Source organism: Streptomyces sp. NPDC059787, assembly GCF_042732315.1.
Taxonomy (GTDB): domain Bacteria; phylum Actinomycetota; class Actinomycetes; order Streptomycetales; family Streptomycetaceae; genus Streptomyces; species Streptomyces atrovirens.
In genome coordinates this window covers 1-12,620 of record NZ_JBHWHX010000049.1, presented here as the reverse complement: position 1 = coordinate 12,620, position 12,620 = coordinate 1, and the positions used below count along the sequence as shown (strand labels likewise).

Sequence of the window (12,620 nt, the reverse complement as noted above, 5' to 3'; positions counted from 1 at the left end):
CCGGCAGGTTCGCGGCCCGTACTCCCGCCGACCGGAGTACGGGCCGAGGCGCGGGGAACGACGCACCACGCGAGCGTGGTCAGCCGTCACCCTCCTCCATCCAGCCGAAGCTCTTCTCCACCGCCCTGCGCCAATTGCGGTACTCCCGGTCCCGCACCGGCGCCTCCATGGCCGGCGTCCACTCGGCGTCCTTCCGCCAGTGCGACTTCAGCTCGTCCAGGCCGTTCCACACGCCCGTGGCGAGCCCCGCCGCGTAGGCGGCGCCCAGACAGGTCGTCTCGGAGACCCGGGGCCGGATCACCGGCACGTCGAGCACATCCGCCTGGTGCTGCATCAACAGGTTGTTCTTCGTCATGCCCCCGTCGACCTTCAGGGTGGTGATCCGCACCCCGGAGTCCTGGTACATGGCGTCCACGACCTCGCGCGTCTGCCAGCTCGTCGCCTCGAGCACCGCACGCGCGAGGTGCGCCTTCGTCACGTACCGGGTGAGTCCCGTGACCACACCGCGTGCGTCGGAGCGCCAGTACGGTGCGAAGAGGCCGGAGAACGCGGGCACGACGTAGGCGCCGCCGTTGTCCTCCACGCTCGCCGCCAGCGGCTCGATCTCGTCGGCGGTACGGATGATGCCGAGCTGGTCGCGGAACCACTGCACCAGCGCGCCCGTGATGGCGATCGATCCCTCCAGACAGTAGACGGGCGCCTCGTCGCCGATCTTGTAGCCCATCGTCGTGAGCAGCCCGCTCTTCGACGGCACCGGCCGGCTGCCGGTGTTGAGCAGCAGGAAGCTGCCCGTGCCGTAGGTGTTCTTCGCCGAGCCCACGTCGTAGCAGGCCTGCCCGAAGACCGCCGCCTGCTGGTCGCCCAGCGCGGAGGCGACGGGTACGCCGGAGAGTTGGCCCACGGCGGTGCCGTAGACCTCGGCGGAGGACCTGATCTCCGGCAGCATCGCCTCGGGCAGGTCCATCGCGGCGAGGATGGACGCGTCCCACCGCAGCGTCTCCAGGTTCATCAGCATGGTCCGCCCGGCGTTGGTCACATCGGTGACGTGCCGTCCGCCGTCGGTGCCGCCGGTGAGGTTCCAGATCAGCCAGGAGTCGATGGTGCCGAACGCGATCTCGCCGTTCTCCGCGCGGGCCCTGAGCCCGGGCACGTTGTCGAGCAGCCAGGCAGCCTTCGGCCCGGAGAAGTAGCTGGCCAGCGGCAGCCCCGTCTGCTCGCGGAAACGGTCCTGGCCGTCCGAACCGCCGAGTCGGTCGCAGAGCGCGGCGGTCCGCGTGTCCTGCCACACGATCGCGTTGTGCACGGGCTTGCCCGTGTCCCGGTCCCACAGGACCGTCGTCTCCCGCTGGTTGGTGATGCCGAGCGCGCTCAACTGCTCGGCGCGCAGACCGGCCTTGGCGAGCGCCCCGGCGACCACGGCCTGCACCTTGGACCAGATCTCGGTGGCGTCGTGCTCCACCCAGCCCGGCTTCGGGAAGATCTGCCGGTGCTCGCGCTGGTCGACGGCGACGATCGCGCCGTGCCGGTCGAAGACGATGCACCGGCTGGAGGTGGTGCCCTGGTCGATCGCGGCGACGAACTTGTCCGTCATGACGTCCCCTTTGTCGTATGTGCGGAGGTCCGTTCAGAATGCTGCCTTGAAGACCAGCCCGGACAGTGCCCCGCCGATGAGTGGTCCCGCGATCGGAATCCACGCGTAGCCCCAGTCCGAGGTGCCCTTGTTGGGAATCGGGAGCAGCGCGTGCACGACGCGCGGCCCGAGGTCACGGGCCGGGTTGATGGCGTACCCGGTGGGGCCGCCGAGCGACAGGCCGATGCCGACCACCAGGAACGAGACGATCAGGATCGCCGTGCCCGACTCGCCGAGCCCCTTGGTGAGCCCGAACGCCAGGACCGGCAGCACCAGGCCCATGGTCGCGATGACCTCGGTGACGAGATTGGCGACGGGGTTGCGGATCGCGGGGGCCGTGGAGAAGATCCCGAGCGTCGGCTGGGCGATGTCCTCCTCGGCGTTGGCCTGGAACTGCGCGTAGTAGACCAGCCAGCACAGCACGGCGCCCAGCATCGCGCCGACCATCTGCCCGGCGACGTAGACGTGGACGTGGTCCCATTCCCCGGTGTCGATGGCGATCCCGAGGGTGACCGCCGGGTTGAGGTGCCCACCCGACAGCGGGGCGGCGGTGTACGCCCCGGCCATCACGCCGAAACCCCAGCCCAGCGCGATGACGACCCAGCCGGCGTCCTTCGCCTTCGAGTAGTTGAGCACGACGGCGGCGACCACGCCGGCGCCGAACAGGATCAGGATCGCGGTGCCGATGGTCTCCCCGACGAATATGTCTCCGTTGCTCATGGCGGCTCCTAGGCCCCGGCCCGGGACGATCCGCCCCGGACCTCGCGTGCAGGGTGCGTTTCCCATGGCGACTTCAGCCGGAGGCGGGGAGGATCCGCGCCCCGCCCGGCGTCCGTGACGAGCGTGCCGTCGCAGCCGAATCGCCCGTGGGGGAGCCTTGTCACAGGAGAACCCAGCGGTGGCGTGCCGGAATGCGCCGAGATGTACGGCGATGTCGACTGACACCGGGAAGTGTTCACCGGCACTCGGGGGGCGTCAAGGTCGCCGACCGCAACGGTTATCGGCCACCCGGCCGGAAGCGCCACCTCCGTGGCGGCGCGGACACTCGGTGGTCGGGGAACGGGTCCTTCCCCGGAGGAGCCGACTCCTGATAGATGCAGGAGACATGACACGACTCTCCCGCGCGGTACGCGGTCTGGTCACCGCCGTCGCCGCCCTGCTCGCCACGACCGCCGCCTCCGCCACCGCCCAGGCGAAACCCGAACCCAAGGCGCCCCGCGACTTCGTGGCACTGGACAGCGTGGACCCGACGATCATCCAGGAGATCCGTTACTTCACTCCGCACAACTTCGTCGGCGAGCCCATCGACGGCTACCGGCAGCCGCTGTGCATCCTCACCCGCCCCGCCGCCGAGGCCCTCCACACGGCGCAACAGCAACTGCTGCGCGAGGGCTACTCCCTGAAGGTGTACGACTGTTACCGGCCGCAGCGCGCGGTGGACCACTTCGTGCGCTGGGCCGAGGACCTCGACGACCAGAGGATGAAGGCCGAGTTCTACCCGAACGTCGACAAGACCCGGCTGTTCGCCGACGGCTACATCGCGGAGAAATCCGGCCACAGCCGTGGCTCGACCGTCGACCTCACCATCGTGGAACTCCCAACGAAACCGACCAGGCTCTACCATCCCGGACAGTCCCTCACCCCCTGCTTCGCCCCCGAGGACGAGCGGTTCCCCGACACCTCCGTCGACATGGGCACCGGCTACGACTGCTTCGACACCCTCAGCCGCACCCTCGACCCGCGCGTCCAGGGAGAACAACGCGCCAACCGGCTGCTCCTCAAGGGCACCCTGGAGGACCTCGGCTACGTGAACCTCGCCGAGGAGTGGTGGCACTACACCTTCAAGCCGGAGACCCACCCGGACACCTACTTCGACTTCCCGGTGTCCCGAAGGTCACTCACCGGCCACAACTGACCGACCCCCGGAGACGCCCCCACCGTGATCGGATACAGTCCGCGCGTGTCCGAAACTCATGCCATGGCTCCCAACTCCGCGCCGGACTCCCACTGTTCGAGCTGCGGCACGGCCTTCGGAGAGGGCGTCTCCGGCTGGCCCCGCACCTGCCCGTCCTGCGGCACCGTCGCCTACCGCAACCCGCTGCCGGTCGCGGTCGCCCTCCAGCCCGTGTACGACACACAGGGCACCGGCCTCGTCGTCATCACCCGCACCATCGCACCCGCGCGCGGGCGTACGGCCCTGCCCGGCGGTTACATCGACGACCGGGAGGACTGGCGTCAGGCCGTCGTCCGTGAACTCGAGGAAGAGACCGGCATCAGCGCGGCGAGCCGCGACGTACGGCTCGCCGACGCCATGAGCTCGCCCGACGGACACCTGCTGCTGTTCGGACTCCTCCCGGAACGCCCCGCGGAAGACCTGCCGCCCTTCACCGCCACCGACGAGACCGAGGACCGCCACCTGCTGCGCCGCCCGGAGGAACTCGCCTTCCCCCTGCACACCCTGGCCGCACGGGCCTGGTTCGAGGGCCGCTACATCTGACCCCCGCCGGTGCCCACCCCGCGGACACGCACCGGGCAGGACGGCTCGACCCCGCCGTCCTCGCCCTCCCGCTCCACGACGACCCGCGGCCCCGACCACCGCACCGTGTAACGCTCGATCTCCGGCTCCTCCCACCCCTCGCCGGCGTCCGGCACCACCAGCCCGCTCCCGGTCCGCCCCCGGGCCGGTGCCCACACCTCCAGCTCCGGACCACCGTCCTCCCCCAGCACCGGAAGAACGGCGCCCCCGCGCGCGAACACCGGTATCCGTCCCAGCGGCGCGTCGACCCACACCAGGGCCGGCCCGTCGTACGCCCGTCCCGTCGCCGTGTCGTACCACCGCCCGCGCGGCAGCCGGACCGCCCGCCGCTCCACACCCGGCGCGAGCACCGGCGCCACCAGCAGACAGTCACCGAGCAGAAAGGCGTCCTCACAGTCGCGCAACGCGCGCTCCTCGGGCGCCGACCACCACAACGGCCGCACGTACGGCGCTCCGGTACGCCGGGCCAGATGCGCCAGCGTCATGAAGTACGGCAGCAGCCGCCGGCGTTCGACGAGCGCCACGCGCGCGTGCTCGAGAACGTCCGCGCCGGACTCCCACGGCTCACCCCGGCCCGCCCGCGCCCCGGCACGGGTGCGGAAGAAGGGAAGATAGGCCCCCAACTGGAGCCCGCGCAGATACAGCTCGGGCGACGCCTCCCCGTCGAAGCCGCCGACGTCCGGGCCCACCTGGGGAACACCGCACAGGCCCAGCCCCAGCACCACCGACAACGCCGCCCGCAACCCGGGCCACCCCGTCATCACCCCGCCGGACCACACCCCGCCGTGACGCTGCATACCGGCCCACCCGGAACGCGAGAGCACGAACGGCCGCTCGGAGGGCGTCCACTCCCGCAGTCCCTCGTACGCCGCCCGGGCCATGCACAGCCCGTACACGTTGTGCGCCTCACGATGGTCACCGCCGCGCCCGTCCAGCGCGTGACGCGCCGACCGCGGCAGCGTCGGCTCGCCGAAGGCCGCGAAGGACGTCGGCTCGTCCATGCTGTGCCAGACACCCGCGAACCCCTGCGCCAGCCGCTCCGTGTACAGGCCGCCCCACCACGCACGCACGCGCGCGTGCGTGAAGTCCGGAAAGACCACCTCCCCGGTCCACCCGACCCCTTCCACGACCTCCCCGGAGGCGTCCCGCACGAACGCGTCCCGCTCCACCCCCTCGTCGTACACGGGGGTGCCGGGCGTCGCGCCGACCCCCGGACCGACGACCGACACCAGCCTGATCCCCTCACGCCGCAGCTCGTCCGCGAGAACCGGCAGCTTGGGGAACCGCTCCTGGTCCACGGTGAACATCCGACGGACATCGAAGTGCTCGACGCCGAGGTGCACGGCGTCGAGCGGCAGCCCGTGCTCCCGGTACCCCGCGACGATCCGCCGCACCTCCTCCTCGCCACCGGAAGACCCTCGCGCGTGATGGTGACCGAGCGCCCACGCGGGCGGCAGCGCCGGAGCACCGGTGAGCGAGGCCCAGGCGAGCAGTACCCGCGCGGGAGCACCCACCATCACCCAGCAGCGCAGCGGGCCACCGCCCATGCGCAGCTCACTCGTCCCGGCCCGGTCGTGCCCCGAACCGGCACCCTCCTCACCCTCCCGCAGCGTCACGGTGCCGTCCCACGCGTTGTCGTAGAACACCAGATGCGTGCCCGCGTCGGCCACCACCATCTGCGCCGGCATCGTGACGGACAGCGGATCGTCACCGGGGCCGACAGCACGACCGGGCGCGGCGTTCCACAACCTGTACGTGCCGTCCCGCAGCCGGGGGCCCGACGCACGCCCCCCGAGTCCGAAGAAACGCGCGTCGGCCGGCACCTCGGACCGCTGCATCCAGCGCGCGGCACCACCGCCCACCGGCTCCCACCACCGCGGCGGCAGATCGCGCCGCAGCATCACACCCCCCGGGGTGAGCACCTCCACCGCGCCGTGCCGCGAGACCACCACCGTCACCCGCTCGGCCACCACCCGCCAGCCACCGTCTTTGTCCGGCTCCAGCGCGGCCCGCGGATCCGGATCGGGACAGCGGCCGGCCAGCGCGTACGACGGATCCGGAGCAGCCCCGTCCCAGCCCCAGAAGACCGCCCCGTTCACCGCCACGAAGATCCGCAGCTCCGAGCGGCCGAACCTGATCAGCCCGCCACCGAGCCCCGGCTCCACCTCCCGTACGGTCCCGGGCACCCGCGCCCGCACCGGCTCCCGCGGCGGCAGCCCGGTGGCGTCGGCACGCCGCCTGCGCCACGCTGCCCGTACGGTACGCAACCCCTGAGCCGCCCCCACCGAACCGACCGATTTCACCGAACGCACCAGGTCACGACCGTCCATGCTGCTCACCCTGCCATTGACCGCGCCCCTCATGCGTGTCGTTCAACTGCCGTTCACCTGTGATCGGAGCACATCTTCACGACACGGACTATGTGGGGGACGCCCTGGTGCGGAAGTCGATCACATGGCATCGTCCCTGTCAGCCGCGTCACGCGCACACCCCAGCCCGTGCGCGGAGGACGCACACGACGCGCACAGTCCGGGAGCCGCCCCATGTCGACCGTGAACCCCCAGCCGCTCTGGCAGCCGAGCCGGGACCAGATCGCCCAGGCACGGATCACCACGTTCCAGACGTGGGCCGCCGAACACCACGGCGCTCCCGCCGACGGCGGCTACGCGGCGCTCCACCGCTGGTCCGTGGACGAGCTGGACACCTTCTGGAAAGCGGTCACGGAATGGTTCGACGTCCGTTTCTCGACTCCCTACGCGCGCGTGCTGGGTGACCGCTCGATGCCCGGCGCCCAGTGGTTCCCCGGAGCCACGCTGAACTACGCCGAGCACGCGCTGCGCGCCACCGCCTCCCGCGCGGACGAAGCCGCGCTGCTGTACGTCGACGAAACCCATGACCCCCGCCCCGTCACCTGGGCCGAGCTGCGCCGCCAGGTCGGCTCCCTGGCGGCCGAGCTGCGCTCCCTCGGCGTACGCCCCGGAGACCGCGTCAGCGGTTACCTCCCGAACATCCCGCAGGCCGTCGTCGCCCTCCTCGCCACGGCGGCCGTGGGCGGCGTGTGGACCTCCTGCGCACCCGACTTCGGCGCCCGCAGCGTCCTCGACCGCTTCCAGCAGGTCGAACCCGTCGTCCTGTTCACCGTCGACGGCTACCGCTACGGCTGCAAGGAACACGACCGCCGCGACACCGTCGCCGAACTCCGCCGCGAACTGCCCACCTTGCGCGCCGTCGTGCACATCCCCCTGCTCGGCACCGAGGCCCCCGACGGAGCCCTGGACTGGTCCGCCCTCACCGCCGCGGACACCGAACCGGTCTTCGAACAGGTGCCCTTCGACCACCCGCTGTGGGTGCTCTACTCCTCCGGCACCACCGGACTGCCCAAGGCGATCGTCCAGTCCCAGGGCGGCATCCTCGTCGAACACCTCAAGCAACTCGGACTCCACTGCGACCTGGGCCCCGAGGACCGCTTCTTCTGGTACACCTCCACCGGCTGGATGATGTGGAACTTCCTCGTCTCCGGCCTCCTGACCGGAACGACGATCGTCCTGTACGACGGCAGTCCCGGCTTCCCGGACACGGGCGCCCAGTGGCGCATCGCCGAACGCACCGGCGCCACCCTCTACGGCACCTCCGCCGCCTACGTCATGGCCTGCCGCAAGGCCGGCGTGCACCCCTCGCGCGACTTCGACCTCTCCGCGGTGAAATGCGTCGCGACCACCGGCTCCCCCCTGCCCCCCGACGGCTTCCGCTGGCTGCACGACGAGTTCGCCGAGAACGGGGCCGACCTGTGGATCGCCTCCGTCAGCGGCGGCACGGACGTCTGCTCCTGCTTCGCCGGAGCCGTACCGACCCTTCCCGTCCACATCGGCGAGCTCCAGGCCCCCGGCCTGGGCACGGACCTGCAGTCCTGGGACCCCAGCGGCAAGCCCCTGACCGACGAGGTCGGCGAACTCGTGGTCACCAACCCGATGCCCTCGATGCCGATCCACTTCTGGAACGACCCCGACGGCACCCGCTACCACGACAGCTACTTCGACACCTACCCCGGCGTCTGGCGGCACGGCGACTGGATCACCATCACCTCCCGCGGTTCCGTCGTCATCCACGGCCGCTCCGACTCCACGCTCAACCGCCAGGGCGTCCGCATGGGCTCCGCCGACATCTACGAAGCCGTGGAACGCCTCCCCGAGATCAGGGAATCCCTCGTCATCGGTGTCGAACAGCCCGACGGCGACTACTGGATGCCTCTGTTCGTCCACCTGGCACCCGGAGCCACCCTCGACGACGACCTGCGCGGCCGCATCAAGAAGACCATCCGCGAGCAACTGTCACCGCGTCACGTCCCCGACGAGATCATCGAGGTACCCGGCGTCCCGCACACCCTCACCGGCAAACGCATCGAGGTCCCGGTCAAGCGACTCCTCCAGGGCACCCCGCTGGAAAAGGCGGTCAACCCGGGCTCCATCGACAACCTCGGCCTGCTCGCCTTCTACGAGGAACTCGCCCGCAAGCGCGCCTGACCGTCCCGGGAACATGACCGGCTCCCCCTCGGCCCACGCCGTTGTCAGTGCCGCCGATTACTGTGAGTGAGCATCGATCGACTGTGCACAGGGGGAGACATGACCTACACAGACCACCGAACCTTGCGACGCGTCCTGCGCCGCGAAGTCGCGGGCACCATCGGCCTGCTGGCCGACGAGCACGACTTCCGCGCCATGCGGCGCTACGACAGCTTCGTCTTCGACGACCACACCACCTACCTCAAACACATGGAAGCCGTCCTCAGGACGCGCGCGCTGCAGGGCAGCCACACCACGGTGGCCCTCTTCGACCCCGAGGACTACGCCGAGTACTGCGCGGAAACGGGCCTCGACCCCGACAGCCACACCAGCCGCACGCGGTTCACGGCCGCACTCGCCTCCACCGGCCCCACGGTCCCCTATGACGGCCGCCCACTGGCCGACCTCCTGCCCACCCTCGTCGACGAGGCCGTACGCCACGCCACCTGGGAGTACGCGACCACGCTCCTCGCCCGCCTCGGCACCTGCGCCTCGTGCGGCGAGGACCTGGGCCGCGCCGCCTTCATCCGCGCCTCGCACCTCCTCGTCCGCATCCTCGACACGGCCCCACCCGGCGAGCGGCACCTCGTGTGCAGCGTCTCCGGATCACCCGAAACGCTCGTCGCCGTCCTGCACGCCGACGACATCGCCGGCCGCATGGAACTCGACGAGTCCGAAGCCCTCGAATTCACCACCGTCCTGGCCGTCGGCCTCGCCACCGAGAGCCCCGGCGGACTGGTCATGCGGACCAGCAAACCCGGCAGCCCCGACCGTATCCACGGCTGGCGACTGCGCGCCTACGGCCTCGAACCTCTCACCGCCGGCGAGGTCTTCGACGCCTACTGCACCGACGCCGAGTCCGGAGACCTCATCTCCCCGGAGTCCAACGTCGACTACTGCGAGCCGCCCGACCTCGGCGAGGGACCGAGCCCGGCCCACCGCCACTGAGCCGCAAACGCCCGAGGGGCACCCCACCTCCAGGTGGGGCGCCCCTCGGGGACACCCGTCGCCGACCGGTCCGGTCCGGCTACTCGCCCGACAGCACCGCCTGAGCGGCGGCACGGGCATCCGCGGCACTGTCCGCCGCCCGGGCCGCCGCCGCGGCCCGCTCACACTGCGCCAGCGTGAACTTCGCCAGCGACGCCCGTACGTACGGAATGGACGCCGCCCCCATGGAGAGAGAGGTGACCCCCAGACCGGTCAGCACACACGCGAGCAGCGGGTCGGAGGCGGCCTCACCGCAGACACCACAGCTCTTGCCCTCGGCCTTCGCCGCCTCGGCGGACAGCGCCACCAGGTCGAGCAGCGCGGGCTGCCACGGATCCTGCAGCCGGGAGACCGCACCCACCTGACGGTCCGCGGCGAACGTGTACTGCGCGAGGTCGTTCGTGCCCAGCGACAGGAACTCCACCTCCTGCAGCACCGAGCGCGCCCGCAACGCGGCCGACGGAATCTCGACCATCGCGCCGAACTTCGCCCGCAGCCCCGCCTCCCGGCAGGCGTCCGCGAAAGCCTTGGCATCGGCCCGGTCCGCCACCATCGGGGCCATGACCTCGAGGTGGACGGGCAGCCCCTCGGCAGCCTTGGCCAGCGCCGTCAGCTGCGTACGCAGCACCTCGGGGTGGTCGAGCAGCGTCCGCAGACCACGCACGCCCAGCGCCGGGTTCGGCTCGTCCGCCGGAGTCAGGAAGTCCAGTGGCTTGTCCGCGCCCGCGTCCAGCACCCGCACCACGACACGGCCCTCGGGGAACGCCTCGAGCACCTGACGGTAGGCCGCGACCTGCTTCTCCTCGGAAGGAGCCTTCTTGTCGTCGTCCAGGAACAGGAACTCGGTACGGAAGAGACCGACGCCCTCGGCACCCGCCTCGACGGCGGCAGGCACATCCGCCGGACCACCGATGTTGGCCAGCAGCGGCACCTTGTGACCGTCGGCGGTCGCACCGGGCCCGGTCGACGCCGCCAGCGCCGCCTTGCGCTCGGCCGCCGCCGCCTCGAGCTGAGCCTTCTTCTCGTCACTCGGGTTCACGAAGATCTCGCCGGTGCTGCCGTCGACCGCTATCAGCGTGCCCTCGGCGAGTTCACCGGCACCGGGCAGGGCGACCACGGCCGGGACACCGAGAGCGCGGGCCAGGATCGCGCTGTGACTGGTCGGGCCGCCCTCCTCGGTCACGAAGCCGAGCACCAGCGTCGGGTCGAGCAGCGCCGTGTCCGCCGGCGCGAGATCACGGGCCACGAGGACGTACGGCTCGTCGCTGTCCGGCACACCCGGCATCGGCACCCCGAGCAGCCGCGCGACGATACGGTTCCGCACGTCGTCGAGGTCGGCCACGCGGCCCGCCAGATACTCACCGGCATTCGCGAGCAGCTCGCGGTACGCGGCGAACGCGTCGTACACCGCACGCTCAGCGGTGCTGCCGACGGCGATGCGTCGCTCCACGTCGGCCATCAGCTCGGGGTCCTGAGCCATCATGGCCTGCGCCTCGAGCACCGCCTGGGCCTCGCCCCCGGCGAGGTTGCCGCGCGCCATCAGATCGGCCGCGACCGCCTCCACGGCCTTGCGGGCACGCCCTTGCTCGCGCTCCGCTTCCTCCGCCGGGATCTGCTTGGCCGGCGGCTCGAGCACCGCTGTACCCATGTGCCGTACCTCGCCGATCGCCACACCGTGGCTGACACCGACGCCTCGCAGCGTTGTCTCCATCTCACCCGTCTCCGGTAGAGCGGCGGGTTCCGCCGCCGCGTTGGTTGTCCTGGTGGCCGTCACGGGACGGCGCCGCGTCACTTCCAGAGGAAGAGGGTGTCGCCGGCCTTCACATCACCGTCGTCACGAAGATCGGAGAGAGCGTCCGCCGTGGCCTCCAGGGCAACGACCGGGCACACCGGGGACTTACCGGCGGCCTCGACGGTGGCCGGATTCCAGCGCACGATGCTCTGCCCGCGCGTCACGGTGTCGCCCTTGTTGACGAGCAGCTCGAAACCCTCGCCGTTGAGCTGCACGGTGTCGATGCCGAGGTGGGTGAGCACGCCGTGTCCGTTCTCGTCGACGACGACGAACGCGTGCGGGTGCAGGGAGACGATCACACCGTCGACGGGGGAGACGGCCTCGGAGGGCTCCCGCGCGGGGTCGATCGCCGTACCCGGGCCGACCATGGCCCCGGAGAAGACCGGGTCGGGCACGGACGCCAGTCCGATGGCCCGTCCTGCAAGCGGGGACGTCACGGTGGTCATGGGAAGCCTCCCAGGCGTGGAGATCTGTACGTACGCCGCCGTCACTGCCTGCCTCCGGCGCGCTGTTCAGCAGCGTATGTCATGTGACGTACCGGTTCCGGGGGACAGGTCCGGATCAGTGGTCTAGACGATAGGTCTAGACCACCCACTCTAATCGATTTGCACGTGGTCCGCGACCCCGTGTAGAGTCGTACTCCTGCTCGGGGATGAGCGGCGCGAACAGACGCCCCTGACTCGACAGCAATCCAACTTGTCAGATCCTAACTTTGGATCACTTTCTGCGTGTCTGCAGGAGGGTGGTCAGAGGGCCGGAAAAACACTGATAGAGTCGGAAACGCAAGACCGAAGGGAAGCGCCCGGAGGAAAGCCCGCGAGGGTGAGTACAAAGGAAGCGTCCGTTCCTTGAGAACTCAACAGCGTGCCAAAAGTCAACGCCAGATATGTTGATACCCCGACCCGGTCGGTTCGACCGGGTTGAGGTTCCTTTGAAGAAAAACACAGCGAGGACGCTGTGAACCGCCGGACTATTCCTCCGGTGGTTCCGCTCTCGTGACGTGTTCGTCCCGATTACGGGAAAACATTCACGGAGAGTTTGATCCTGGCTCAGGACGAACGCTGGCGGCGTGCTTAACACATGCAAGTCGAACGATGAACCACTTCGGTGGGGATT

Annotated in this window: 9 protein-coding genes and 1 rRNA gene; 5 read left to right on the top strand and 5 right to left on the bottom strand. The window is 70.4% G+C overall.

What is annotated here, in order from left to right; genetic code table 11:
* Nucleotides 1–79: 79 nt before the first annotated feature.
* Both glpK and ACFV5H_RS31730 read right to left on the bottom strand, forming a co-directional pair.
* Nucleotides 80–1,591: a glycerol kinase GlpK gene (gene glpK / locus ACFV5H_RS31735; RefSeq protein WP_385198366.1), complete on the bottom strand. Its 1,512-nt coding sequence runs from the start codon at nt 1,589–1,591 to the stop codon at nt 80–82.
* A gap of 33 nt (nt 1,592–1,624) precedes the next feature.
* Entirely contained in the window at nt 1,625–2,350 is a 726-nt protein-coding gene (locus ACFV5H_RS31730; RefSeq protein WP_385057521.1) for an MIP/aquaporin family protein, read from the bottom strand.
* Between the two features lie 385 nt (nt 2,351–2,735).
* Between ACFV5H_RS31730 and ACFV5H_RS31725 the strand changes: the two genes are divergently transcribed.
* Both ACFV5H_RS31725 and ACFV5H_RS31720 read left to right on the top strand, forming a co-directional pair.
* Nucleotides 2,736–3,545, top strand: a complete 810-nt coding sequence (locus ACFV5H_RS31725; protein ID WP_385198364.1) for a M15 family metallopeptidase — start codon at nt 2,736–2,738, stop codon at nt 3,543–3,545.
* Nucleotides 3,546–3,590: 45 nt separating this feature from the next.
* A complete protein-coding gene (locus ACFV5H_RS31720) occupies nt 3,591–4,127 on the top strand; it encodes an NUDIX domain-containing protein (RefSeq protein WP_385057525.1) in 537 nt (178 codons plus the stop codon).
* On the opposite strand, the gene ACFV5H_RS31715 is transcribed toward ACFV5H_RS31720, so the two are convergent.
* Nucleotides 4,118–6,496, bottom strand: coding sequence for a glycoside hydrolase family 31 protein (locus ACFV5H_RS31715; RefSeq protein ID WP_385198363.1), 2,379 nt, complete (start codon nt 6,494–6,496; stop codon nt 4,118–4,120). The genes ACFV5H_RS31720 and ACFV5H_RS31715 overlap by 10 nt on opposite strands.
* Before the next feature lie 213 nt (nt 6,497–6,709).
* Here ACFV5H_RS31715 and ACFV5H_RS31710 point away from each other — a divergent pair, with 213 nt between their 5' ends.
* The gene (locus ACFV5H_RS31710; protein WP_385198361.1) at nt 6,710–8,686 is read left to right on the top strand and encodes an acetoacetate--CoA ligase; all 1,977 of its coding nucleotides are present in this window, start codon (nt 6,710–6,712) and stop codon (nt 8,684–8,686) included.
* Nucleotides 8,687–8,785: 99 nt separating this feature from the next.
* On the top strand, nt 8,786–9,673 hold the full coding sequence (locus tag ACFV5H_RS31705; RefSeq protein ID WP_385198360.1) for a hypothetical protein: 888 nt from the start codon (nt 8,786–8,788) through the stop codon (nt 9,671–9,673).
* Nucleotides 9,674–9,752: 79 nt separating this feature from the next.
* On the opposite strand, the gene ptsP is transcribed toward ACFV5H_RS31705, so the two are convergent.
* On the bottom strand, nt 9,753–11,423 hold the full coding sequence (gene ptsP, locus ACFV5H_RS31700; protein ID WP_385057532.1) for a phosphoenolpyruvate--protein phosphotransferase: 1,671 nt from the start codon (nt 11,421–11,423) through the stop codon (nt 9,753–9,755).
* Nucleotides 11,424–11,500: 77 nt separating this feature from the next.
* Nucleotides 11,501–11,950, bottom strand: a complete 450-nt coding sequence (locus ACFV5H_RS31695) for a PTS glucose transporter subunit IIA (protein ID WP_385057534.1) — start codon at nt 11,948–11,950, stop codon at nt 11,501–11,503.
* A 580-nt stretch (nt 11,951–12,530) separates the two neighbouring features.
* Here ACFV5H_RS31695 and ACFV5H_RS31690 point away from each other — a divergent pair.
* A 16S ribosomal RNA gene (locus ACFV5H_RS31690) occupies nt 12,531–12,620 on the top strand; the annotation flags it as partial.

Coding starts and splice junctions, on each gene's coding strand:
- glpK (WP_385198366.1), bottom strand. CDS start 1,591: ATGACGGACAAGTTCGTCGCCGCGATCGACCAGGGCACCACCTCCAGC.
- ACFV5H_RS31730 (WP_385057521.1), bottom strand. CDS start 2,350: ATGAGCAACGGAGACATATTCGTCGGGGAGACCATCGGCACCGCGATC.
- ACFV5H_RS31725 (WP_385198364.1), top strand. CDS start 2,736: ATGACACGACTCTCCCGCGCGGTACGCGGTCTGGTCACCGCCGTCGCC.
- ACFV5H_RS31715 (WP_385198363.1), bottom strand. CDS start 6,496: ATGGACGGTCGTGACCTGGTGCGTTCGGTGAAATCGGTCGGTTCGGTG.
- ACFV5H_RS31710 (WP_385198361.1), top strand. CDS start 6,710: ATGTCGACCGTGAACCCCCAGCCGCTCTGGCAGCCGAGCCGGGACCAG.
- ACFV5H_RS31705 (WP_385198360.1), top strand. CDS start 8,786: ATGACCTACACAGACCACCGAACCTTGCGACGCGTCCTGCGCCGCGAA.
- ptsP (WP_385057532.1), bottom strand. CDS start 11,423: ATGGAGACAACGCTGCGAGGCGTCGGTGTCAGCCACGGTGTGGCGATC.
- ACFV5H_RS31695 (WP_385057534.1), bottom strand. CDS start 11,950: ATGACCACCGTGACGTCCCCGCTTGCAGGACGGGCCATCGGACTGGCG.